The organism is Streptomyces sp. NPDC021115 (genome assembly GCF_044333065.1).
In the GTDB taxonomy this organism is placed as follows: domain Bacteria; phylum Actinomycetota; class Actinomycetes; order Streptomycetales; family Streptomycetaceae; genus Streptomyces.
Window position 1 is genome coordinate 90,484 of record NZ_JBIRQF010000009.1, and the last position, 21,425, is coordinate 111,908.

The 21,425-nt window shown below is 71.2% G+C and carries 20 protein-coding genes; 9 read left to right on the top strand and 11 right to left on the bottom strand.

Features of this window, described 5'->3' with window-relative positions; translation table 11 throughout:
- Nucleotides 1-141: 141 nt before the first annotated feature.
- Nucleotides 142-690, top strand: a complete 549-nt coding sequence (locus ACH4TL_RS26370; RefSeq protein WP_398320439.1) for an SMI1/KNR4 family protein — start codon at nucleotides 142-144, stop codon at nucleotides 688-690.
- Between the two features lie 30 nt (nucleotides 691-720).
- Complete coding sequence (locus ACH4TL_RS26375) at nucleotides 721-1,221, top strand: hypothetical protein (protein WP_398425351.1); 501 nt, start codon at nucleotides 721-723, stop codon at nucleotides 1,219-1,221.
- A gap of 13 nt (nucleotides 1,222-1,234) precedes the next feature.
- On the opposite strand, the gene ACH4TL_RS26380 is transcribed toward ACH4TL_RS26375, so the two are convergent.
- The 5 genes from ACH4TL_RS26380 to ACH4TL_RS26400 form a co-directional block, all read right to left on the bottom strand.
- Nucleotides 1,235-1,864 carry a maleylpyruvate isomerase family mycothiol-dependent enzyme gene (locus ACH4TL_RS26380; protein ID WP_398320433.1) on the bottom strand — a complete coding sequence of 210 codons (630 nt, stop codon included), beginning with the start codon at nucleotides 1,862-1,864 and terminating at the stop codon, nucleotides 1,235-1,237.
- Between the two features lie 70 nt (nucleotides 1,865-1,934).
- Nucleotides 1,935-2,492 (bottom strand): GNAT family N-acetyltransferase, encoded by a 558-nt coding sequence (locus ACH4TL_RS26385; RefSeq protein WP_398320430.1) that lies wholly within the window; start codon nucleotides 2,490-2,492, stop codon nucleotides 1,935-1,937.
- A 55-nt stretch (nucleotides 2,493-2,547) separates the two neighbouring features.
- The gene (locus tag ACH4TL_RS26390; protein WP_398320427.1) at nucleotides 2,548-4,041 is read right to left on the bottom strand and encodes a tripartite tricarboxylate transporter permease; all 1,494 of its coding nucleotides are present in this window, start codon (nucleotides 4,039-4,041) and stop codon (nucleotides 2,548-2,550) included.
- 4 nt (nucleotides 4,042-4,045) lie between these two features.
- Nucleotides 4,046-4,576 carry a tripartite tricarboxylate transporter TctB family protein gene (locus tag ACH4TL_RS26395; RefSeq protein ID WP_398320424.1) on the bottom strand — a complete coding sequence of 177 codons (531 nt, stop codon included), beginning with the start codon at nucleotides 4,574-4,576 and terminating at the stop codon, nucleotides 4,046-4,048.
- Nucleotides 4,573-5,550, bottom strand: coding sequence for a Bug family tripartite tricarboxylate transporter substrate binding protein (locus tag ACH4TL_RS26400; protein WP_398320693.1), 978 nt, complete (start codon nucleotides 5,548-5,550; stop codon nucleotides 4,573-4,575). The genes ACH4TL_RS26395 and ACH4TL_RS26400 overlap by 4 nt, the downstream gene beginning before the upstream one ends.
- Before the next feature lie 174 nt (nucleotides 5,551-5,724).
- Here ACH4TL_RS26400 and ACH4TL_RS26405 point away from each other — a divergent pair, with 174 nt between their 5' ends.
- The 3 genes from ACH4TL_RS26405 to ACH4TL_RS26415 all read left to right on the top strand — a co-directional run bounded on the left by ACH4TL_RS26405 (nucleotide 5,725) and on the right by ACH4TL_RS26415 (nucleotide 10,187).
- On the top strand, nucleotides 5,725-6,405 hold the full coding sequence (locus ACH4TL_RS26405; RefSeq protein WP_398320421.1) for a response regulator: 681 nt from the start codon (nucleotides 5,725-5,727) through the stop codon (nucleotides 6,403-6,405).
- Nucleotides 6,406-6,480: 75 nt separating this feature from the next.
- Nucleotides 6,481-8,634 (top strand): hypothetical protein, encoded by a 2,154-nt coding sequence (locus ACH4TL_RS26410; protein WP_398320418.1) that lies wholly within the window; start codon nucleotides 6,481-6,483, stop codon nucleotides 8,632-8,634.
- On the top strand, nucleotides 8,631-10,187 hold the full coding sequence (locus ACH4TL_RS26415; protein WP_398320415.1) for a hypothetical protein: 1,557 nt from the start codon (nucleotides 8,631-8,633) through the stop codon (nucleotides 10,185-10,187). The genes ACH4TL_RS26410 and ACH4TL_RS26415 overlap by 4 nt, the downstream gene beginning before the upstream one ends.
- 1 nt (nucleotide 10,188) lies before the next feature.
- Here ACH4TL_RS26415 and ACH4TL_RS26420 read toward each other — a convergent pair whose 3' ends face one another.
- The 6 genes from ACH4TL_RS26420 to ACH4TL_RS26445 form a co-directional block, all read right to left on the bottom strand.
- Entirely contained in the window at nucleotides 10,189-10,848 is a 660-nt protein-coding gene (locus ACH4TL_RS26420) for a transcriptional regulator (RefSeq protein ID WP_398320412.1), read from the bottom strand.
- Nucleotides 10,845-11,996 (bottom strand): pyridoxal-phosphate dependent enzyme, encoded by a 1,152-nt coding sequence (locus ACH4TL_RS26425; protein WP_398320409.1) that lies wholly within the window; start codon nucleotides 11,994-11,996, stop codon nucleotides 10,845-10,847. Before ACH4TL_RS26425 ends, ACH4TL_RS26420 begins: the two co-directional genes overlap by 4 nt.
- A 109-nt stretch (nucleotides 11,997-12,105) precedes the next feature.
- A complete protein-coding gene (locus ACH4TL_RS26430; protein ID WP_398320690.1) occupies nucleotides 12,106-12,906 on the bottom strand; it encodes an HAD family hydrolase in 801 nt (266 codons plus the stop codon).
- Nucleotides 12,907-13,083: 177 nt separating this feature from the next.
- Complete coding sequence (locus ACH4TL_RS26435; protein ID WP_398320406.1) at nucleotides 13,084-13,887, bottom strand: phosphatase PAP2 family protein; 804 nt, start codon at nucleotides 13,885-13,887, stop codon at nucleotides 13,084-13,086.
- Between the two features lie 50 nt (nucleotides 13,888-13,937).
- A complete protein-coding gene (locus ACH4TL_RS26440) occupies nucleotides 13,938-14,963 on the bottom strand; it encodes a LacI family DNA-binding transcriptional regulator (RefSeq protein ID WP_398320403.1) in 1,026 nt (341 codons plus the stop codon).
- 25 nt (nucleotides 14,964-14,988) lie between these two features.
- The gene (locus tag ACH4TL_RS26445; RefSeq protein WP_398320400.1) at nucleotides 14,989-16,650 is read right to left on the bottom strand and encodes a glycoside hydrolase family 13 protein; all 1,662 of its coding nucleotides are present in this window, start codon (nucleotides 16,648-16,650) and stop codon (nucleotides 14,989-14,991) included.
- A 266-nt stretch (nucleotides 16,651-16,916) separates the two neighbouring features.
- Between ACH4TL_RS26445 and ACH4TL_RS26450 the strand changes: the two genes are divergently transcribed.
- The 4 genes from ACH4TL_RS26450 to ACH4TL_RS26465 are packed head-to-tail and all read left to right on the top strand — an operon-like array spanning nucleotide 16,917 to nucleotide 21,404.
- Nucleotides 16,917-18,191 (top strand): extracellular solute-binding protein, encoded by a 1,275-nt coding sequence (locus tag ACH4TL_RS26450; protein WP_398320397.1) that lies wholly within the window; start codon nucleotides 16,917-16,919, stop codon nucleotides 18,189-18,191.
- Between the two features lie 11 nt (nucleotides 18,192-18,202).
- Nucleotides 18,203-19,138: a carbohydrate ABC transporter permease gene (locus tag ACH4TL_RS26455; protein ID WP_398320394.1), complete on the top strand. Its 936-nt coding sequence runs from the start codon at nucleotides 18,203-18,205 to the stop codon at nucleotides 19,136-19,138.
- Between the two features lie 5 nt (nucleotides 19,139-19,143).
- A complete protein-coding gene (locus ACH4TL_RS26460) occupies nucleotides 19,144-19,974 on the top strand; it encodes a sugar ABC transporter permease (RefSeq protein ID WP_398320391.1) in 831 nt (276 codons plus the stop codon).
- Between the two features lie 23 nt (nucleotides 19,975-19,997).
- The gene (locus ACH4TL_RS26465; protein WP_398320388.1) at nucleotides 19,998-21,404 is read left to right on the top strand and encodes an alpha-amylase family protein; all 1,407 of its coding nucleotides are present in this window, start codon (nucleotides 19,998-20,000) and stop codon (nucleotides 21,402-21,404) included.
- Nucleotides 21,405-21,425 lie beyond the last annotated feature (21 nt).

Consider the following 21,425-nt stretch of genomic DNA (forward strand, 5'->3'; position numbering starts at 1 on the left):
CGTCCCCCGTGTGACGGCCGATGGTACCCATCGGCTCCCCTTGGGTGTGAAGCGGGCATGGCAAGTGCATCCGGTCGCGGTCCGGTCGTGCGCGTTCGACTCCGTCCTCGCCCACCCCAAGTGGCGTGATACGAGAGGCCCATGCATCCTGCGGTCGAAAGCGTCACCCAGCTCATCACACCGCCCTCCACCCCGCTGTTGCGCGACTGGCGGCCCGTCGAGCGGCAACTCACGACGGAGCTGCCCGGCGACTACAAGCAGCTCGTCCATATCTACGGGGGAGGTGTCTTCAACGAGACCATATGGTTGCTCGACCCGTATTGCCCTGTTGAGGACTACAACCTCCTTTCTCTCACCGCGAGACGTGCGGAAGTCCTCGCCGGACTCTGGGAGGTTGGTGAGCCGGTGCCTGTCGAACTGGCGCAAAAGGGTGCCCGTCTCATCCCCTGGGCCTATGTCGAAGGCAGCGGGGCCTACCTTTACTGGCTCGCGAAGCCCGGCCAAATACCCAATGACTGGTCCACTATGCTCAACGAAGGGCGCGGTCCCGAGTGGGAACATCATCCGCATTCGTGTGCCGAGTTCCTGATCTCCGCCATGACCGGGGCGCTCCGCTCCCACTGTCTCCCCGGCCTCGGTGGAGACAGGGGCCGGTTTGATTCAAACGCTGACATCCTCCAACTGTGGTAATCCGCACCGGAAGGCAATGGGTGACCGTCGATGGACCTTGTACTGGATCCGCCTCGTGGGGTGGCGCCCGTACGGCTCGGAATGACGCTGAACGAGGCGGTGGCCGCGGTGTCCCCTTGGGGAGAGCCCAAGGTGCACCAGCGCCGCGGCGGGGCTTCCGCGGATATCTCCACCGTCTGTGACCGAGTCGGTGTTCAGGTTCTCTTGGAGAAGGCCCAGCGCGTCACGGCGGTCGAACTGTGGTGGCCCGGCGAAGGGCGGGAAACGAGTACGCGGGTGCTCCTGGAGGGCGACGACGTATTCCAGACGCCTGCCGACGACATCCTTCAGCGGGCAGCCGACCGTGGCTGGAGCGTCGATCCGGCGGATGGTGAATACGCGTACATTCCCGGTGTCTCGTTCGGGTTCACCCGGCGAACCTCACAAGAGGTTCCACGCTGCCCCGGTGGCCTTCCGGTGTATTTCACCTCCGTCCTTGTCGGAAGTGAGGACTATTACGACTTCCTTTACGAGGGCCCGCAGTTGACATGAAGGTGATTGCTACTCAGGCGGTGACGAACCGCGCGGCGGGTTCGCCGTGGAGGTGGCCCGGCGGGAGCTTGCGGCCGTAGGCGACCAGCAGCAGGTCCTGGGCGGCGCCGGTCACGCGGGAGCCCGTGCCGTAGGTCCAGTCGAGGTCGGTGGCGCGGAGCTGGACGCCGGTGAGGTCGGCGCCGAAGAACTTCAGGGTTCTGGGGGACACGGCCGCCAGGAGGGGGCGTAGGCGGGACTCGGGGACGTGGCGGTCCAGGGCCAGGGCGACCGTGATGTCCAGGCCGTGGATCACGTCGTGGCCCAGTGCCGCGGTGATGCCGCCGACCGGGGGCTTCCAGGGGTGGTCGGCGTTGTCGCTGAGGTGTGCGGCGAGTTGGGCGGGAGGGATGGTGGCCGCGTCCTGGCGGGCGAGGCGGTCGGTCACGCGGTGGAGGCTGCCGCGCGTCTTGAGGAGTGCGAGGAGTGTGCGGGGCAGCCCGTAGCGGAAGCCCTGGGACATGTGCGCCGCCACCTCCCGGACCCGCCACCCCGCGCACAGCGAGGGGGTGTCCCACTGTGCGGGGGTGAGGGTGTCCAACAGGTCGGCCAGTTCGCGTCGTTCGGCCGCGATCGCGTCCTTGATGGTCCCCGTGGTCTCCATGTGTTTCAGGGTGACGGGAGCCGGGGCCATAAGTCCAAGAGCTGGTTGGTCTGGTGGGAAGAAGCGGTGGTTATGAGTGTTGTGCGGTGGTCGGCTTGTGCATCCGCCAGATCACATCGATGCCCACCTCGCCGGGGGCAGTAGGGCCGCCGGGGACCTGGTGACGTGCGACCTCGGTGAAGCCCAGGCGGCGCGGGATCGCGGCGCTGGGCAGGTTGGCCTCGTCGTGGACGATCTCGAGCCGGTCGATCCCCGGCAGTGCGAAACCCTGCCGGACCAGCGCCTCCACCGCCAGCGTGGCCAGGCCATGGCCCGTCCACGCGGGGTGGAGCCAGTACCCGATGTCGAGTCCGCCGGGGCCGATCCGGCGCGCGAGCCCGCAGCTGCCGACGACCGTGTCCTCCGTGGTGATGGCGTAGCCGTAGACCTCGCCCGAATCCCACTCCCTCTCGCTCCGCTCCAGGTACGCGGCGGTCTGCTGCCGCTCCTGGACGGCGGCCCAGGGCATCCACGGCATGAGGTGATCGAGTGACTCCTCGATCGCCCGGTGCAGGGGATCGAGGTCGGTCGCACGCCAACGGCGCAGCTCGACTTGGCCGTTGCGGAGGATTTCGGCAGGTTGTCCCATGGACGGGGATGCTGCCCCGGCCCGCTCCGCGGAGCAAGACCGGGACAACGCCGCCTCAGGCTCCCGTCCTCGCGCGCGGGAGCAGCTTGCGGACCAGCGGCCAGGCCACGATCAGCAGGATCACGGTGTAGACGGTCACCGCGAAGGGCGTGTTGACCAGGCCCGTCAGGCTGCCGTCGCTGATCTGGAGTGCGCGGCGCAGCTGGAGTTCGGCGCCGGGGCCGAGGATGACGCCGATGACGGCGGGGAGTACGGGGAGTCCGTAGCGCCGCATGAGCAGGCCCAGCAGGCCGATGATGAGCAGGATGACCAGGTCCAGCGGCTCGCCGCCGACCGCGTAGGCGCCGACCGCCGCGAAGAAGAGGATGCCCGCGTAGAGGTACGGCCGGGGCACCTTCAGCAGCTTGGCCCAGAGGGGGGCGAGCGGCAGGTTGAGGACGATCAGCAGGACCATGGCGATGAACAGCGAGGCGATCAGGCCCCAGACGAGGTCCGGTTCGCGTTCGAAGAGCAGCGGGCCCGGCTGGATGCCGTACTGCTGGAACGCGGCGAGCATCACCGCGGCGACGGCGGTGGTGGGCAGGCCGAGGGTGAGCATGGAGACGAGGGTGCCCGCGGCGGACGCGGAGGCCGCGGATTCGGGGCCCGCGACGCCCTCGATGGCGCCCTTGCCGAACTCGTCGCGGTGCTTGGAGAGCCGCTTCTCCGTCACGTAGGAGAGGAAGGTGGGGATCTCCGCGCCGCCCGCGGGGATGGCGCCGAAGGGGAAGCCGATCGCGGGGCCGCGCAGCCAGGGGCGCCAGGTGCGGCGCAGTTCGGCCTTGCCGAGCCAGGGGCGGCCGACGGGGATGGGCTGGTCGGGGCGGGTGCGCAGGTGCAGGGCCACCCACAGTGCCTCGCCGATGGCGAAGAGCCCGACGGCGACGATCACGACGTCGATGCCGTCGGCGAGCTGGAGCGAGCCGAAGGTGAGCCGCTGCTGTCCGGTGAGCCGGTCGAGGCCGACGAGGCCGAGGGTGAGGCCGATGAGGAGGGAGGCGAAGCCGCGGATGCGGGAGCTGCCGAGGACGGAGGTCACGGCGACGAACGCCAGCACCATGATGGCGAAGTAGTCGGGGGCGCCGATGTCGACGGCGAGGTCGGCGACGGTCGGGGCGAGGAACACGAGCAGGGTCGTGCCGATCATGCCGCCCGCGAAGTGCCCGATGGCGGCCGCGGCGAGGGCCTGGGCGCCGCGCCCGGACTTGGCCATGGGATGGCCTTCCATCGCGGCGACCACGGCCGCCGTCTCACCCGGGGTGTTGAGCAGGATGGACGTGGTGGAGCCGCCGAACATGCCGCCGTAGTAGATGCCCGCGAACATGATGAACGCGGCCGTGGGGTCGAGCCCGTACGTGACGGGCAGCAGCAGCGCGACCGCCATCGCCGGGCCGATGCCGGGCAGCACGCCGATCGCGGTGCCGAGCAGCACGCCGACGGCCGCCCACAGCAGGTTGAGCGGGGAGAGGGCGGTGCCGAAGCCGTCCAGGAGGGAGTTCAGGGAATCCATCGGGTCAGAGCACCCCCATGAGCGGCCCGCCGGGCAGTGGCACCGCGAGCAGCCGGTCGAAGACGAAGAAGGTGACCACCGACAGGACGGCCGCGATGATCGGGTCACGGTGGAAGGAGCGGCTGCCCAGCGCGTACGCGGAGCCCCAGAAGAGCAGCGCGCCGGAGATGGGGAAGCCGAGCGGCTGGATGAGGACGGCGTTGCCGAGGAAGACCCCGCCGAGGAGGAGCACGGTGCGCCAGTCGCCGGGCGCGCTCAGGTCGATGTCCTCGCCGCCCTCGGCCTCGCCGCGCCCGCCGCGCAGTACGTCCACGGCGAGGAGGACGGCGACCAGGAGCAGCCCGGCGCCGACGACGACGGGCACGGTCTTGGGGCCGACCGGGCCGCGCTGGGTGAAGCTCGCGTCCATGGTGAGGGCGTCGCCGAGGACGAGGACGCCGAGGATCAGCAGCAGCGCGCAGACGCCGAGTTCGGAGCGGCCGCGGAGGCGGTCCGCGAGCGTGGGGGCCTCGGGGGTGTCGGGGGTGTCGGTCACAGGCCCAGCTCCTTCAGCACGGTGTCCACGCGCTTGTCCTGCGCGTCCAGGAAGCGCCCGAAGTCCTCGCCCGGCAGATAGGCGTCGGTCCACTGGTTGCGCTTGACGGCGTCCTTCCACTCCTGCGAGGCGTGCAGCTCGTCGATCAGGCCGGTGAGCTTGTCGCGTTCGCTGTCGCTCAGGCCGGGCGGGGCGACGATGCCGCGCCAGTTGGTGAACGTCACGTCAAGACCGGACTCCTTGAGCGTCGGGGCGTCGAGCCCCTTGGGCCGCTCGGCGCTGGTGACCGCGAGCACCCGCAGATCGCCGGACTTGATCTGGTCGAGGTATTCGCCGATGCCCGAGACGCCGAAGGCGACCTTGCCGCCGAGGACGGAGGCGAGCAGCTCGCCGCCGCCGTCGTACGCGATGTAGTTGACGGTCTTCGGGGTGATCCCGGCGGCCTTGGCCATGAGCATGGGGGCGATGTGGTCCGGCCCGCCGGGCGAGGAGCCGCCGCCCACCGGGAGCCCGTGCGGCTTCTTGCGCCAGTCGGCGAGGAGCTGCTCGAAGGTCCGGTACTTGGAGTTCTTGGCGACGACCACGATGTCCGGCTCCTCGGTGAGCCGCGCGATGGGCGTGGTGTCGGCGAGCGAGGAGGGCGCGTGGTTGGTGTGGACGGCGCCCACGACGCCGAGCCCCATGGACATCGCGAGCTTGCCGTTGCCGCGCTCGGCGACCAGCTGGCTCAGCCCGACCGTGCCGCCGGCGCCGGGGAGGTTGAAGACCTCGATGTTGTTGGCGAGATCGGCGTCCTCGGCGCTCTTGGCGGCCGTGCGCGCGGTGATGTCGTAGCCGCCGCCGGGGGTGTTGGGCACCATGAAGCGCAGGCCCGGAATGTGGGTTCCGCTCGAGGAGCCGTCCCCGGAGCTGAGCAACGGCGGCGCGAGGAGGACGAGGAGGGCTGCGGAGAGGACGGCGAGCGGGGTACGCAGGGCAGGGGGCAGCGGCAGGCTCGAACGCTGTCGCACCTGGTGACACCACCTTTCGGGCTTGCCTGTGAGGTGGGCCACATGTTGCCTATGGGTTACCGGGCTGTCTCGCTTCCGGTATTAAAGGATTTTGTGGTCGTTGTGTCCGCGGGGCGTTCGTAAGAAGGGAGGCGACCGGTGACGACAGTGCTGGTCGTCGAGGACGACTTCATGGTCGCCAAGCTGCACAGCCGCTTCGTGGCGGCCACGGAGGGCTTCACTGTCGCCGGGGTCGCGCACACCGGGGCCGAGGCGCTGCGCGCCGCCGAAGAGCTCCGCCCCGACCTGCTGCTCCTCGACATCTATCTGCCGGACATGGACGGCATCAGCGTGCTGCGCGAGCTGCGCGCGAGGCAGCGGGACGGCGGGCCTCATGTGGACGCCCTGTTCGTGACGGCCGCCAAGGACGCGCACGTGGTGCGCGAGGCGCTGCGCGCGGGGGCGCTGCACTACCTCATCAAGCCGTTCGACCGGGCCGCGCTCCAGGACCAGCTGCGGCACGCGGCGGCCCTGCGCGCCCGGCTCGACGCCCTCGGCGAGGCGCGCCAGGAGGACGTGGACCAGATCTTCGGCGGGCGCCCGCGCGCCTCACGCGAGCTGCCGAAGGGGCTGGCCGCGCACACCGCCGACCTCGTCGAGCGGGCCCTGCGGGCCCACGCCGACGGGCTGTCCGCCGCCGAATGCGCCGAGGCGGGCGCCTTTTCGCGGGTCAGCGCGCGCCGTTATCTGGAGTACTTCGCCGATACGGGCCAGGCCGAGGTCACCCTGCGCTACGGCGGCACGGGCCGCCCCGAGCACCGCTACCGCTGGATCGCCTGACCTCCGTACGGGCACCGGGGTACAGGGGCGCGCCACGGGGGTATAGCGGGGGAAGGGCGAGCCACGGGGGGCACGATGGGGAGCGGCCTGTACAACCTCAGCCGCGTCATGGACACGCTCGCCCCTGCCCTGCTCGGGATGCCGCCGGGCGGCGGGCCGTGGGAGAAGCGGCGGTTCCCGGCGGGTGAGCCCGTGGTGGAGGTCGTCGGCGGCCGGGCCAGCGGCAAGACGGCGCTGCTGGACGCCCTTTACGACGGCTATCACGCGGCGGTGCCCACGGCCCGGGTGGACCTGGGGGAGGGGCCGTACTCGGCCGACGATCAGGGCGACCGCGCCCGGCTGGACACCGCGAACGCGTCCCCGGTGACCAACCTGCTCTTCACCGTCTCCCATCAGCTCGGCTACGAGCGCGACGGCAACAGCCGCACCCTGACCTTCCCCCGGCTCTTCCCCGCGCTGCTGGTGATCACCGCCTGGCGGCCGGACGACCACGATCGCGCGGAGGTGGCGCCCGCCGATCTGGTGGCGGCGGAGGAGGAGCTGGGCGACATCCTGGCGCAGCGCAACCCCGACCCGCAGGCGCGCAAGGTGGTCATCGGGCGCTGGCTGAACGCGCTGGGCGGGGTCGTGGCGGGACTGCTGCCAGGGGTGCCGGGACTCCAGGAGGTGCTGAGCGCCGCCACCGACACCCTGCTCGCGCGGGGCGACGACGGCCGGGACGGCTCGTCGTGGTGGCGCTCCCATCTGGACCGGATCGACGGCGACGCCGTGCAGCGGCTGTTCGCGCTGGTGCGGAAGTTCCGCAGGGGCGGGGCGGACCGGGCCGAGGTGGAGGCCGATCTGATCGCCGCGCTGCTGGCGGACATCAACGGCGCGTACGGCCCCTGGGCGCGCAGGACCCAGCATCCGTCGCTGATCCTGCTGGACGACGTGGACGAGGCGCTGCGCGAGCGCTTCCTCGACCCGTTCGTCGCACGGTACGCACGGGAGACCCGGGAGTGGCGAGGGCGCGGGCGCGTCATGCTCCCCGCCGTCTTCGTCACCTCGCTCGGGGACGGCTCCGCACCGGGCGCGCTCACCACCGACGCGCCCCCGTGGACGAAGCCGGAGCGGTGCCCGCCGCACGCGTGGCTGCTGCGGCTCGGCATCCCCAGGGTCGGCGAGGCGGAGATCCGTACGATGCTCGGCGACGCCGCGTACCCGCCGTCGCTGCCCACCGTGATCGACCGGCTGAGCGGCGGGCGTACGGGCGACGCCCTGGCGCTCGCCGGGGCCGCGGTGGCGCGGCTGCGCGGGCCGGAACCGTTCGCCCTCGATCAGCTGCTGTCACTTGCCGTACCCGGCGCGGCGGAACCCGTGGGCGCGCGGCTGCTGGCCCGGCTGCTGCCCGACCGGGACGTACGGGCGGAGGGCTTACGGATCGCGCCCGCGCTGGACGCGGAGGCCGCGGCGCGACTGCTCCGCGCCGATCGCGCCGCGCTGCCCGGCCTCAGCCCCGAACTGCGGGTCAGGCGGCTGCGGGACGCCACCCTCGAGCGGCCGCACTGGTACCACAGGCCCTGGCCGCCGGGGCCCGCCGGGCAGCCGCCGCTGATCACCGACCGGGCGCTGCGCGCGCTCCTGCTGCACTGTTTGAGAGCCGGGGCCGACGAGGCGTCCTGGACCCGGCTGCACGCCCTGTCGGCCGCCCGCTACAACGACGGCGACGTGCGCTCCCACGACTCGGACCGGCACGATCCGCGCTATCTGCACCACGCGCTCGCCCAGGGCCGCATCGACACCCTGGTGGTGCGGGCGCTGCACTACCGCTATCTCCACCGCACCCCCGCCGAGTGGCTGGGCGATCTCAACCTGATCGCGGCCGCGCCCCAGGCGTGGGCCGGTTTCGCCACCGAGGACCCGCCGGAAGAGGCGACCGACGACCTGCCTCCGTGCGCGTCCTGCGAGCCCGGGACCGATCGGCGCGTCCACGCCGCGATCCGGCGGCTGCTGGCCACCGTATGGCGGCTGTCGGCGCCGCTGTCGGCGGTGCCGCCCAGCTACCGGGACGCCGACCTGGTGCATGTGGGGACAGCGCTGGAAGCGCTGTGTTCCGACTACGGCAACAGCCCGCGCCGCGAGCGGGCGTACAACGCGTATGTCGACGCCATCGCGGCCGGCGGCTGGATCGACGCCCTGGTCAGCGGGGTGCAGGCCCCTGACCTCCCAGTCAAGGGAAGCAGCCGATGAACCATCCCCTCAGAGCCATCCGGAACTGGCACTCCGCCCTCCCGCCGATCCGCCGCGCCCTCAACTGGGCCTTGGCCGGCGTGGTCGTGGGCGCCCTGGTGGCGGTGGGCGTCGTCACGCTGACGCCCGACCGCTCGTGCGGCGCCGGGGTCGACAAGCGCGCGGACGACGACGAGTGCACGGGCGTCACCGACGGCGGCTACGCCTTCATGCCCGGGCTGGGCCCGGTGTCGGACCGCATCAAGGCCGAGAACGCCAGGGTCACCGAGGGCGGCAAGGCGTACGCCACCATCGCCCTGATGATCCCCATGACGTTCCGGGAGGACGACGTGGCGGAGCGTGCCCAGGTCGTACGGGAGGTCCAGGGCGCGTATCTCGCGCAGTACCGGGCGAACCACGAGAGCGACGACGAACCGGCGATCCGTCTGGTGCTCGCCAACCCGGGCCGCGACATGACCCGCTGGAAGGAGGTGTCGGACCAGCTCGCCGGGATGGCGCGGTCGGGGAAGGACCGGCTGCGCGCGGTCTTCGGGTTCAACCTGAGCGTCACCCGCACCGAGCAGACCATCGCCTATCTGACCAGGGAGAAGGGCATCGCGGTCGTCGGCGGTCCGATCACCGCTGACGATCTGGGCAACGACCGTGCGCACCCCCGGAGATACCCGGGGTTCGCGAAGGTCGTGCCGTCCAACCGCGACCAGGCGCAGGCGCTCACCCACCATCTGAAGGTGAAGCCCCGGGACACCTTCCTGGTGGAGGACACCCACGCCGACGACCTCTACGCGCGGTCGCTGCGCGCCGCGTTCCGCGAGGAGACGCGGGGCACGCCGTACTCGGAGGAGTACGACTCGTCGAAGGCCATCCCGAACGACTTCGTCCAGATGGTCAACAACCTCTGCGACTCCCGGGCCACCACGGTCTACTTCTCCGGCCGCCCACCCGCGCTCGCCCAGCTGATCAGGGCACTGGGCAAGCGCGGGTGCGCGGACCAGCACTACCGCGTGGTCACGGTCTCGGGCGCGTCGACGCTGGCGTACGACCCCTCGATGGACTGGGGCGCGTTCTCCTACGGCGCCGGGCTGACCGTCGAGTACGCGACCATCACCCATGAGAGCGCCTGGACCACCGGCAGCCCGCCCGCGACGGGCGGTTCGGCGGTCGACTTCCGCGGCCTCAGCAAGCTCGTCGGAGGTGGCGGCGGCAAGTCCTCCGAGGTCGGCGACATCGGCCCGACCGGGCTCGCCGACGGCCGGACGATCACCACCTACGACTCGGCGACGACGGCCGTCGCGGGCATCCGCAACCGCACCACCACCAAGGGGCAGGTGCCGGACCTGGGCTCCATCGCGGCGGCGTGGCCGCGGCTGCACGGGGACCAGATGGTGCGCGGGGCCAGCGGCTGGATCTGCCTCAACGGCTACGGGACGCCGTACGACAAGGCGGTGGCCATCGTGCGGCTGTCGCCGAGGAAGGACCGGCACATCGTGTTCGAGAAGCTGGCCTGGCCGGACGGCCGCCCGCCCTCCGAGCAGTGCACGGCGGCGCCGGACTGAGTCACGGTGAGCGCAGATAGTTGTAGACGGTGGCGCGGGAGACGCCGAGGAGTTCGGTGACCACCTGCACCGAGTGCTTGACCTGGAGGAAGCCGCGGGTCTGGAGGGAGCGGACGAGTTCCTTCTTGGCGGCTGTGCCGAGGCCCCGCGGGGTGTGGCCGCGGGCCGCGGCGAACTCCTCGACGACCGTGCGCAGCTCGGTGACGGTCCGGGCCCGCAGGGTCTCCATCAGGGGCTGTTCCTGGTCGTCGGTGCGGACCAGGTTGGTGAGGCTGCGGGCGACGCTGGCGAAGAGGGAGACGTCGAGGTTGAGGCAGACGGCGGCGATGTAGGTGCCCGCGCTGTTCTTGATGCCGATGGACGTGCTCTTGGCCGGGCGGCCGTCCGGGAAACGGTTGGAGTAGTTCTGGACGATGCCGGGGAAGTCCGGGTCCTCGATGCGGGCCAGGCCGAGTTCGGTGGCCGGATCGCCGACCGACCGGCCGGAGAGATTGGACTCGATGGCGCGGATGGCCTGGTCGGGGCGGCGCAGATCGTGCAGCACCACCTCGCACAGACCGGGGAACATCCGGCCGATGGCGGTGACGATCTTCTCGGCCTCGCGCAGCAGCAGTTCGTCCTCGGCGCTGCCGCGCGGCTGCTCGTCGGTCGTATCGGTCATCGCGGCCCACCGCCCTCCGGGCCGAACAGGGCGCCCATCGTCGTCGCCGCCTTCAGCCCCGAGCCGGTCAGCAGCACGACCGTCGTCTCCCCGGGGCGGATCGCGCCGCGGGCCCGGAAGACGTCGATCGCCGCGGCCGCGGTCGCGCTGGTCGGCTCGGCGTACAGCCCCGTCGCGGCCAGCCTGCGGACCGCGGCGACGATGGCGTCCTCGGGGACGGCGGCCATGTCGCCGCCGGAGCGGCGGACCGCGCTCACCACCTCCGGCAGCCTGACGGGTTCGCGGATGGCCGTGCCCTCGGCGACGGTGGGGGCGAAGGCCGGGGCGGCGCTCCCGCCGTGGAACGCGGCGTGGATGGGCGCGCAGTTGGCCGGCTGGGCGACCAGCAGCCGGGGCCTACGGGCGATCTGGCCCGCCGTCAGCAACTCGCCGAAGCCGAGGTCGCAGCCGAGCACGGTGGACCCGGCGCCGGCCACCGTCACCACGGCGTCGGGGGCGGTGAAGCCCAGGTCCTCCCACAGTTCGTACGCGAGGGTCTTCGTCCCCTGGAGGAAGAAGGGGTGCCAGTTGTGGCTCGCGTAGTACGTGGCGGCCGACTGGCGCAGCGCCTCGGCGGCGGTGGCGTCCCGGTCGCCGGGCACCAGCCGCACCTCGGCGCCGTACGCCCGGCTCTGGAGGACCTTGGCCGGTGACGTCGACTCCGGGGCGAGGATGCGGGCCCGGATTCCGGCGGCGGCGCAGTACGCGGCGACGGAGGCGCCGCCGTTGCCGGAGCTGTCCTCGATGACCTCGCGGACGCCGCGCTGCGCCAGCAGGGAGATCATCACGCTGGTGCCGCGGTCCTTGAAGCTGCCGGTGGGGCTGAACCACTCCAGCTTGAAGCGGACCCGACCCTCGCCCCAGTCCTTCTCGACCAGCGGTGTGCATCCTTCTCCCAAGGACACCGGGGTGTCGATGCGCACCGGGAGGGCCGCTCGGTAGCGCCACAGCGACCGGACCCCGGTGTCCACCTGCGCGGGGGTGATGCCGGGCAGTGCGGAGACGGTGAGCGGGGCGCCGTCGTCGCCGCACCAGCGCGGCTCGTCGATCGGGTATGTGGCGCCGGAGCGCTCGTCGACGTAATGGGGTTCAACTCGCACCTTGGACATTCTGTTTAGTTGTGTAATCACCGTCAAGGGCTCTGGGGGCGACTCAAGCCGGGCGCAAGTCGGGGGCAAGTCGCGAGCAAGTCGGGCGCAAGCCGGGATCACGATGCGCTCAAGCGGACGCCCTGTGCGCGAACAGCCGTTCCAGCACCACCGCCACCCCGTCCTCGTCGTTGCGCGGTGCCACCTCGTCGGCCAGCGCGATCAGATCCGGATGCGCGTTGCCCATCGCGACGCCGTATCCGGCCCAGCCCAGCAGCGGGATGTCGTTCGGCATGTCGCCGAAGGCGATGGTGTCCGCGGGGGTGAACCCCATCCGGTCGGCGGCCAGCTCGACACCCACCGCCTTGGTGATGCCCGAGGGCAGCACCTCGACCATGCCCTTCTCCGAGTGGGTCACCGACACCTCGCCCGCGCCCATCCGGGCCGCGGCCGCCGCGACCCGGTCGTCCGCCACCTCCCGGTGGCGCATCAGCACCTTCTCGATCGGCCCCGCCCACAGCGCCTCCCGGTCCACCATCCGGTCCCACCCCGGCCGCCGCCCCTCGGCGAACCCGGGCGTGACCACGAAGTGGTTCTCCGGCGCGGCGGTCACCACGGCCAGCTCCAGCGGGCCCGCGCCCAGGGCCGCCTCGGTGCGCTCCACCACCGACCGGCCCAGGTCGCGGTCGAGCGCGGCCGAGACCAGCAGCCGGTCGGCGGTCGCGTCGTACAGCTGCGCGCCCTGTCCGCACACCGCGAGCCCCCGGTAGCCGATCGCCACCAGGAACTCCCGGCAGGACGCGGCCGGGCGCCCGGTGACGACCAGGTGCCGCGCCCCGGCGCGGCCCGCCGCGGCCAGCGCCGCACGGGTGCGCGGCGAGACCGTCAGATCGCCGCGCAGCAGGGTGCCGTCGAGGTCGGTGGCCACCAGCCGGAAGCGCGGCCCCGCGGCCCGGGGGCGCGGGAGCAGGGCTTCCGGCGACGCGGCGGTGGCGGGAGTGACGATGGGTGCGGGAGTCGCAGAAGTGGCGCCGGTGATGTACACGGTGCATCAGAATGGCGGGTCGGCCGGGGCCGATCAAACCGTGCAGGCAGGCGCCGAAAAGGGCTAGGCGGGGCGCAGCTCGCCCTCAGGGGCCCGCCGCCGGCCGGTCACCTGCTTCGGCAGCCGGTACGGCAGCTCTCCGTACCAGGCGTACGACAGTCCGAAGCCGAAGGACAGGCAGATGACACCGCCGACCGCGTCCATCCAGAAGTGGTTCGCCGTCGCGACGATCACCAGCAGCGTCGCTGTCGGGTACAGCAGCCCCAGGATCCGCACCCACACCGGGCGGGCCAGGGTGGCGATGGTGAGGCCGCACCACAGCGACCAGCCGATGTGCATCGAGGGCATCGCCGCGTACTGGTTGGACATGGTGGCCAGGTTCCCCGAGGCCATCGAGCCCCAGGTGTGGTGCACCACGACCGTGTCGATGAAATGCCCGCCGTGCATCAGCCGGGGCGGGGCCAGCGGGAAGAGGTAGTAGCCGAGCAGGGCCACGCCGGTGGTCGCGAACAGGGCCAGCCGCATGGCGGCGTAACGACCGGGGTGCCAGTGGTAGAGCCACACCAGCACGCTGAGCGTCACGATGAAGTGGAGCGTGGCGTAGTAGTAGTTCATGCCGACGATCAGCCAGCTGATCGAGTCGCTCGCATGGTTGACGCCGCGTTCGAAGGCCATGCCGAGCCGGTGCTCCCAAGTCCAGATCCAGCCCGCGTTGCGCAGGGCCTCGGCGCGCTGCTCCGGGACGGCGTTGCGGATCAGGGAGTACGTCCAGTAGCTGACCACGATCAGGACGCTCTCGAACCAGAGCCGGGGCCGCCGCGGCGTCCGCAGCCGGTCCATCGCGGTCCGAGATGTCGCTTCACCCATAGGGCAACAGTCTGCCAGAGATGTCCGATACGGGGTGCGGTTATGTCCCGTTACGGGCGGGCGCCGTGAGCCGCCGCGGTGGACCCCCGGACCACCAGTTCGGGCAGGAAGACGAACTCGCTGGGCGGCGCCGGAGTGCCCCCGATCTCCTCCAGCAGCGCCCGCACCGCCGCCTGCCCCATGGACTGCACCGGCTTGCGGATGGTGGTCAGCGGCGGGTCGGTGAAGGCGATCAGCGGGGAGTCGTCGAAGCCGACCACCGAGACGTCCTGCGGGACCCGCAGCTCCCGCCGCCGGGCCGCGCGTATGGCGCCCAGCGCCATCATGTCGCTCGCGCACACCACCGCCGTACAGCCCCGGTCGATCAGCGCGCCCGCCGCCGCCTGACCACCCTCCAGGGTGTACAGCGAATGCTGGATCAGTTCCTCGGACTCCTCGGGCGGCACCCCCAGCCGGTCCCGCATCGCGTGCTGGAAGCCCTCGATCTTCCGCAGTACGGGGACGAACCGCCTGGGCCCGAGCGCCAGCCCGATCCGGGTGTGCCCGAGGGAAACCAGATGGGTGACGGCCAGCAGCATCGCCGCCCGGTCGTCGGGGGAGATGAACGGCGCCCGCACCTTCGGCGAGAAGCCGTCCACCAGCACGAACGGCACGCCCTGGCCGCGCAGCTGGTCATAGCGCTGCATATCGGCCGAGGTGTCCGCGTGCAGCCCCGAGACGAAGATGATCCCGGCCACCCCCCGGTCCACCAGCATTTCGGTCAGCTCGTCCTCGGTCGAGCCGCCGGGGGTCTGGGTGGCCAGCACCGGGGTGTAGCCCTGGCGGGTCAGCGCTTGCCCGATCACCTGGGCGAGCGCGGGGAATATCGGGTTCTCCAGCTCGGGGGTGATCAGTCCCACCAGCCCCGCGCTGCGCTGCCGCAGCCGCACCGGCCGCTCGTAGCCGAGGACGTCCAGGGCGGCGAGGACGGACTCGCGGGTGGCCGCGGCCACCCCCGGCCTGCCGTTGAGGACGCGGCTGACGGTGGCTTCGCTGACCCCCGCCTGGGCTGCGATGTCGGCAAGCCGTGCGGTCATGGAGTGGGACCTTACCGGTCGCATGTCAGATTGCCCACCACACGCAGGATTCGGCGGGAATGCGCACCGTATCGGCGTCGTACGCCAGCGGTGCTGAGGACAGCAGCGCGCGCCCCGGGACGGGCAGCCGGACCTCGTCGCCGAGGGTGTTGAGCGTGCACAGGAAGCCCGGACGCGACAGCGCGAGCACCCCCGCCGGGGCCGGCTGCCAGCTCATCGGCCCGTCGCCCAGGCCCGGCACCTCCCGGCGCAGGGCGAGCGCGGCGCGGTACAGCTCCAGTGTGGACTCCGGGTCGCCGGTCTGCGCCTCCACGGACGTGTCCGCCCATCCGGCGGGCTGCGGCAGCCAGCTGCCGCCGGGACCGAACCCGTACGACGGGCCCGAACGCGACCAGGGGAGCGGCACCCGGCAGCCGTCGCGACGGCCCTCCTGACCGTCCTGGCCGTCCTGCCCCTCGGCGGAGGTACGGAAGAACGCCGGGTCCTGGCGGGCCTCGTCCGGCAGGTCGAGCACCTCGGGAAGGCCCAGCTCCTCGCCCTGGTACAGATACGCGGACCCCGGCAGCGCCAGGGTGAGCAGCACCGCGGCCCGGGCCCGCCGCAGCCCCTGCCCGGGGCCGCCGTCGGCGTACCGGGTGGGGTGCCGGACCACGTCGTGGTTGGAGAGCACCCAGGTGGTGGGGGCGCCGACCGAGGCGGTGGCGGCCAGCGACTCGTCGATCACCTCGCGCATCGCGGCCGCGTCCCACGGGCACTTGAGAAACTGGAAGTTGAACGCCTGGTGCAGCTCGTCAGGGCGTACGTACAGGGCGAGCCGCTCGGCGCTGGGCGCCCATGCCTCGGCGACGCCGATCCGCTCCCCGGGGTAGGAGTCCAGCAGCCGCCGCCAGCCGCGGTGGATCTCGTGGACCCCGTCCTGGTCGAAGAACGGCAGCACCTGCGAGCCGATCAGCTTGGCCTGCTCGGTGCGGCCGATGTCCGGCAGCCCCGGGGCCTTGACCATGCCGTGCGCGACATCGATACGGAATCCGTCCACGCCCAGGTCCAGCCAGAAGCGCAGCACGGAGTCGAATTCCTCGCGGACCTCAGGACAGTCCCAGTTCAGGTCGGGCTGCTCGGGAGCGAAGAGGTGCAGATACCACTCGCCCGGGGTGCCGTCCGGTCCTGTGGTACGGGTCCAGGCGGGGCCGCCGAAGACGGACTCCCAGTCGTTCGGCGGCAGTTCACCGTCCGCGCCCCGGCCCGGACGGAAGAGATAGCGCTCGCGGGCCGCCCCCCGAGGCCGGTCCGCGAGCGCGCTGAGGAACCACGGATGGCGGTCCGAGGTGTGGTTGGGGACCACGTCGACGATCACCCGCAGCCCCAGCTCATGGGCGGTGCGCACCAGGTCGTCGGCGTCCCCGAGGGTACCGAAGAGCGGATCGACGGCGCGGTAGTCGGCCACGTCGTAGCCCCCGTCGGCCTGCGGCGAGGCGTAGAACGGCGTCAGCCAGACGGCGTCCACCCCGAGCCGGGCGAGATACGGCAGCCGCTCGCGCGCACCGCGCAGATCCCCGATGCCGTCGCCGTCGCTGTCGGCGAAGGACCGGACGTACACCTGGTAGATGACGGCGTCCCGCCACCAGCGGGTCCCCTCGGAGGATCGCGCGGGCCCGGCCTGGAGGGAGGTCGTGAGCTCCTGGGTCATGCCGGTGAACGTAACAGCTCTGCAATGTCTTGCGAAAGAGCTTGCAGGGGTGCGTGGCGCGCGAAGGCGCACTACGGGGCCCTGCGGCGCCCCTGTCAAGCGCCTGGGTGGCTACCGACGGGATACGCGGGCGTAACGATCAGGTCCGCTTGCAGAAAACTTACGCAAGGTCTTTCCGGGGTCTTTCCGGGTGACAGTGCCGCTGTTACGTTCCTCCGCAATCCGGCGCCGCGATGGCGCCGCCGGTCGGTTTGGGAGGGGTTCGGATGCGACATGGCATGGCGGCCACCGCGCTCGTAGCGGCCATCGCGCTCACGGCGACCGCGTGCGGCGGTGACGGCGACGGCGGCGGGAAGGGTGCCGACGGCAAGATCTCCGGCACCGTGACCTACTGGGACACCTCGAACGAGGCCGAGAAGGGCACGTACAAGCAGCTCGCCCTCGGCTTTCAGAAGAAGTACCCGGACGTGAAGGTGAACTACGTCAACGTCCCGTTCGGCGAGGCGCTGGCCAAGTTCAAGAACGCCGCAGGCTCCGGCGGCTCCGGCGCGCCCGACGTGCTGCGCGCCGAGGTGGCCTGGACCCAGGACCTGGCCAACATCGGCTATCTCGCCAAGCTGGACGGCACCCCGGCCCTCGCCGACCAGTCCGACTATCTGCCCAAGGCGGCCGCCGGGACGAAGTTCAAGGGCGCGACCTACGGCGTACCCCAGGTCATCGACACCCTCGGCCTCTTCTACAACAAGAAGATGCTCAAGGAGGCCGGGGTGGAGCCGCCCACCAGCTGGACCGGGCTGAAGGCCGCCGCGGAGAAGATCAAGCAGAAGACCGGGAAGACCGGGCTCTATCTGCGCGGCGACGACGCCTACTGGTATCTGCCGTTCCTCTACGGCGAGGGCGGTGATCTGCTCGACACCGGAGCGAAGAAGATCACCGTCGACGACGCGCCCGGCGTCAAGGCGTTCGCCGCCGCCCGCGACCTGGTCGCCTCCGGCGCGGCCGAGACCGACGCCACCGACGGCTGGGACACCATGCAGCACGCCATCAAGAACGGCGACGTGGCGATGACCCTCAACGGGCCCTGGGCGATCGAGGACACCCTGGCGGGCAAGGCGTTCAAGGACCCGTCCAACCTCGGCGTGGTCCCCGTCCCGGCGGGCAGCGGCGGCCAGGGCGCCCCGCAGGGCGGCCACAACCTCACCGTCTACGCGGGCTCCGAGAACCTCGACGCCTCGTACACCTTCGCCCAGTACATGAGCTCGGCCGAGGTGCAGGCGAAGACCACCGAGAAGCTGAGCCTGCTGCCCACCCGCACTTCCGTCTACCGGAACAAGACGGTCGCGGCCAACCCGAACGTGAAGTTCTTCAAGGCCGCCGTCGACAAGGCCGTCGAGCGCCCGTGGATCCCCGAGGGCAACAGCCTCTTCCAGGCGATCCTGGTCCAGTTGCCGAACGTGCTCGCGGGCAGGACGCCGCCGAAGGAGGCCGCGACGGCGGTCGGGGACGCGTACCGCAAGCTCCTCAAGGGCGATTGGAAGTAGGGCCGGTGACGATGACCGCCGACACCGGCCGCATCCGCACCGCGCTGGCCCGCCACTGGTACGCCTGGGCCATGGTCGCGCCCGTCGTGATCGTCCTCGGCCTGATCATCGGCTATCCACTGGGCCGCGGGGTCTATCTGGCGCTGACCGACGCCAACGAGGCCAATGTCGAGCGCACCATCGGGATCAACCACATCCCCGCCACCTACCGCTTCACCGGCCTCGACAACCTCACCGCGGTCCTCACCGACCAGGTCTTCCTTGACCGGCTGCTGTGGACGGTGACCTGGACCGTCTCCTGCGTCACCGTCACGTTCTGCCTCGGCCTCGGCCTCGCCGTGCTGCTGAACCGCCGGTTCGCCGGGCGCGCCGTCTACCGCTCGCTGCTGATCCTGCCCTGGGCGGTGCCCGCCTTCGTCTCCGTCTTCGCCTGGCGGCTGCTCTACAACGAGCGGAACGGCATCCTCAACAAGCTCCTCGACGGCGGCGGCATCGACGCCGTGCCCTGGCTGAACGACCCCACCCTGGCCAAGGTCTCGGTGATCGCCGTCAACGTCTGGATCGGGGTGCCGTTCATGCTGGTCGCCCTGCTCGGCGGGCTCCAGTCCATCCCCGGCGAGCGGTACGAGGCCGCCGAGATGGACGGCGCGAACCCCTGGCAGCGGTTCCGCCACATCACCCTGCCCGGGCTGCGGCCGGTCTCCGCCACCGTGGTCCTGCTCTCCACCATCTGGACCTTCAACATGTTCCCGGTGATCTACCTGCTCACCCGGGGCGGGCCCGGCGACACCACGGAGATCCTGGTGACGTACGCGTACCGGATCTCCTTCGTCAACAGCCCGCGCGACTACGCGGGCGCCTCCGCGTGGGGCGTCCTCATCCTGCTCATCCTCATGCTCTTCGCGGTGGTCTACCGCCGCGCGCTCCGCAAGCAGGGAGAGGTGTGATCGCCATGCGCGACCGGCGACGCGGCCCGCTCGCCTCGATCGGGCTGCACACGACCCTGGTCCTCGCCTCGGCCGTCGCGGTCTTCCCACCGCTGTGGCTGCTGGCGACCTCGTTCAAACCCCGGGGCGAGGCGTTCAGCACCGCCGTGCTCAAGGACCCCACGCTGCGGAACTACACCCATGTGCTGGGCGATACGGAGTTCCTGACCTGGTTCGGGAACTCAGCTCTGGTCGTCGGCTGCACGACCGTGCTGGGAGTGTTCATCGCGGCCACCACCGGCTACGCCGTCAGCCGCTTCCGCTTCCCCGGGATGCGGCCGCTGATGTGGCTGCTGCTGATCACCCAGATGTTCCCGGTGGCCATCCTCATCGTGCCGCTCTACACGATCATGTCGACGCTCGGCTGGCTCAACCAGCCCATCTCGCTCATCGTCACCTATCTGACGGTGGCCGTGCCGTTCTGCGCCTGGATGATGAAGGGCTACTTCGACACCATCCCGGCCGAGATCGACGAGTCGGGGCGGGTCGACGGGCTGAACCCCTTCGGTGCCTTCTGGCGGCTGGTCGTCCCGCTCGCCAAGCCGGGCATCGCGGTCACCGCCTTCTACACCTTCATCACCGCATGGGCCGAAGTCGCCTACGCCTCCGCCTTCATGACGGGCGAGGAGAACCTGACCCTCGCCGCGGGCCTTCAGACGTTCGTCAACCAGTACACCTCCGACTGGGGCGCCATGACCGCCGCGGCCGTCATGATCGCCGTCCCGGCGGCGCTGGTGTTCGCCTGGGTGCAGCGCCATCTGGTGGCGGGGCTCACGGCCGGAGCGACCAAGTCATGACGGGACTCCCCCACGGAGGAACGATGGCCAGCAGCCGCACCCCCCTCGCCACCGCGCTCGCCCTCGCGGCGGGCGCGGCGGCGCTCGTCGCCGTACCCCCACAGACCGCCCAGGCGGCACCGCCCGGTACCAAGGACGTCACCGCCGAACTCTTCGAGTGGAGTTACGCCTCCGTCGCCAAGGAGTGCACCAGCACCCTGGGCCCCGCCGGATACGGCCTTGTCGAGGTGTCCCCGGCCACCGAGCACATCCAGGGTGGCCAGTGGTGGACGTCCTACCAGCCCGTCAGCTACAAGATCGCCGGGCGGCTCGGCGACCGCACCGCCTTCAAGAACATGATCGACACCTGTCACGCCGCGGGCGTCAAGGTCGTCGCCGACGCCGTCATCAACCACATGTCCGCCGGAAGCGGCACCGGCACCGGCGGCTCCTCGTACACCAAGTACACCTACTCCGGGATCTACCAGCCCCAGGACATGGACGACTGCATTGCGCAGATCAGCGACTACCAGGACCGCTGGAACGTGCAGCACTGCGAGCTGGTGGGCCTCGCGGACCTGGACACCGGTGAGCCGTACGTCCGTACCCGGCTCGCGCAGTACCTCGACGACCTGCTCTCGCTCGGCGTGGACGGCTTCCGCGTCGATGCCGCCAAGCACATACCGGCCGAGGACCTGGCCGCCATCAAGAGTCAGTTGAGCGACCCCGGCGTCTACTGGAAACAGGAGGTCATCCACGGCGAGGGCGAGGCCGTCTCCCCGGCGGAGTACCTGGGCAACGGCGACGTCCAGGAGTTCCGCTACGGCCGTGACCTCAAGCGGGTGTTCCGGGACGAGAAGCTGGCGTACCTGAAGAACTTCGGCGAGGGCTGGGGCTACCTGGCGAGCGGCCAGGCCGGTGTCTTCGTCGACAACTGGGACACCGAACGCAACGGCTCCACCCTCAGCTACAAGGACGACGCCGACTACACCCTGGCCAACGTCTTCATGCTGGCCTGGCCCTATGGTTCCCCGGACGTCCACTCCGGCTACGAGTTCAGCGACAACGACGCCGGTCCGCCGGGCGGGGGCACGGTGGGCGCCTGCTACCGGGACGGCTGGAAGTGCCAGCACAAGTGGCCCGAGATCATCAGCATGGTCGCCCTCCGCAACACCGCCCGGGGCACGCCGGTGACCGACTGGTGGGACAACGGCAACGATGCCATCGCCTTCGGACGCGGCGACAAGGCGTACGTGGCCATCAACCACGAAAGCGGCTCCCTCACCCGGACCTTCCAGACCTCGCTGCCGCCGGGCGGCTACTGCGACGTGCAGAGCGGCAGGACCGTCACGGTCGACTCCTCGGGCCGGTTCACCGCCACCCTGGGCGCCGACACGGCGGTGGCGCTGCACGTGGGCGCGCGCGACTGCGGATCGGCCGAGGTCCCCTGACGGTCGAGCACACCGCCGGGT

What these genes read in the sequence shown, in the direction of transcription:
- ACH4TL_RS26370 (WP_398320439.1), top strand. Translation starts at nt 142, where the DNA reads ATGCATCCTGCGGTCGAAAGCGTCACCCAGCTCATCACACCGCCCTCC.
- ACH4TL_RS26375 (WP_398425351.1), top strand. Translation starts at nt 721, where the DNA reads ATGGACCTTGTACTGGATCCGCCTCGTGGGGTGGCGCCCGTACGGCTC.
- ACH4TL_RS26380 (WP_398320433.1), bottom strand. Translation starts at nt 1,864, where the DNA reads ATGGAGACCACGGGGACCATCAAGGACGCGATCGCGGCCGAACGACGC.
- ACH4TL_RS26385 (WP_398320430.1), bottom strand. Translation starts at nt 2,492, where the DNA reads ATGGGACAACCTGCCGAAATCCTCCGCAACGGCCAAGTCGAGCTGCGC.
- ACH4TL_RS26390 (WP_398320427.1), bottom strand. Translation starts at nt 4,041, where the DNA reads ATGGATTCCCTGAACTCCCTCCTGGACGGCTTCGGCACCGCCCTCTCC.
- ACH4TL_RS26410 (WP_398320418.1), top strand. Translation starts at nt 6,481, where the DNA reads ATGGGGAGCGGCCTGTACAACCTCAGCCGCGTCATGGACACGCTCGCC.
- ACH4TL_RS26415 (WP_398320415.1), top strand. Translation starts at nt 8,631, where the DNA reads ATGAACCATCCCCTCAGAGCCATCCGGAACTGGCACTCCGCCCTCCCG.
- ACH4TL_RS26420 (WP_398320412.1), bottom strand. Translation starts at nt 10,848, where the DNA reads ATGACCGATACGACCGACGAGCAGCCGCGCGGCAGCGCCGAGGACGAA.
- ACH4TL_RS26425 (WP_398320409.1), bottom strand. Translation starts at nt 11,996, where the DNA reads ATGTCCAAGGTGCGAGTTGAACCCCATTACGTCGACGAGCGCTCCGGC.
- ACH4TL_RS26435 (WP_398320406.1), bottom strand. Translation starts at nt 13,887, where the DNA reads ATGGGTGAAGCGACATCTCGGACCGCGATGGACCGGCTGCGGACGCCG.
- ACH4TL_RS26440 (WP_398320403.1), bottom strand. Translation starts at nt 14,963, where the DNA reads ATGACCGCACGGCTTGCCGACATCGCAGCCCAGGCGGGGGTCAGCGAA.
- ACH4TL_RS26445 (WP_398320400.1), bottom strand. Translation starts at nt 16,650, where the DNA reads ATGACCCAGGAGCTCACGACCTCCCTCCAGGCCGGGCCCGCGCGATCC.
- ACH4TL_RS26450 (WP_398320397.1), top strand. Translation starts at nt 16,917, where the DNA reads ATGCGACATGGCATGGCGGCCACCGCGCTCGTAGCGGCCATCGCGCTC.
- ACH4TL_RS26455 (WP_398320394.1), top strand. Translation starts at nt 18,203, where the DNA reads ATGACCGCCGACACCGGCCGCATCCGCACCGCGCTGGCCCGCCACTGG.
- ACH4TL_RS26460 (WP_398320391.1), top strand. Translation starts at nt 19,144, where the DNA reads ATGCGCGACCGGCGACGCGGCCCGCTCGCCTCGATCGGGCTGCACACG.
- ACH4TL_RS26465 (WP_398320388.1), top strand. Translation starts at nt 19,998, where the DNA reads ATGGCCAGCAGCCGCACCCCCCTCGCCACCGCGCTCGCCCTCGCGGCG.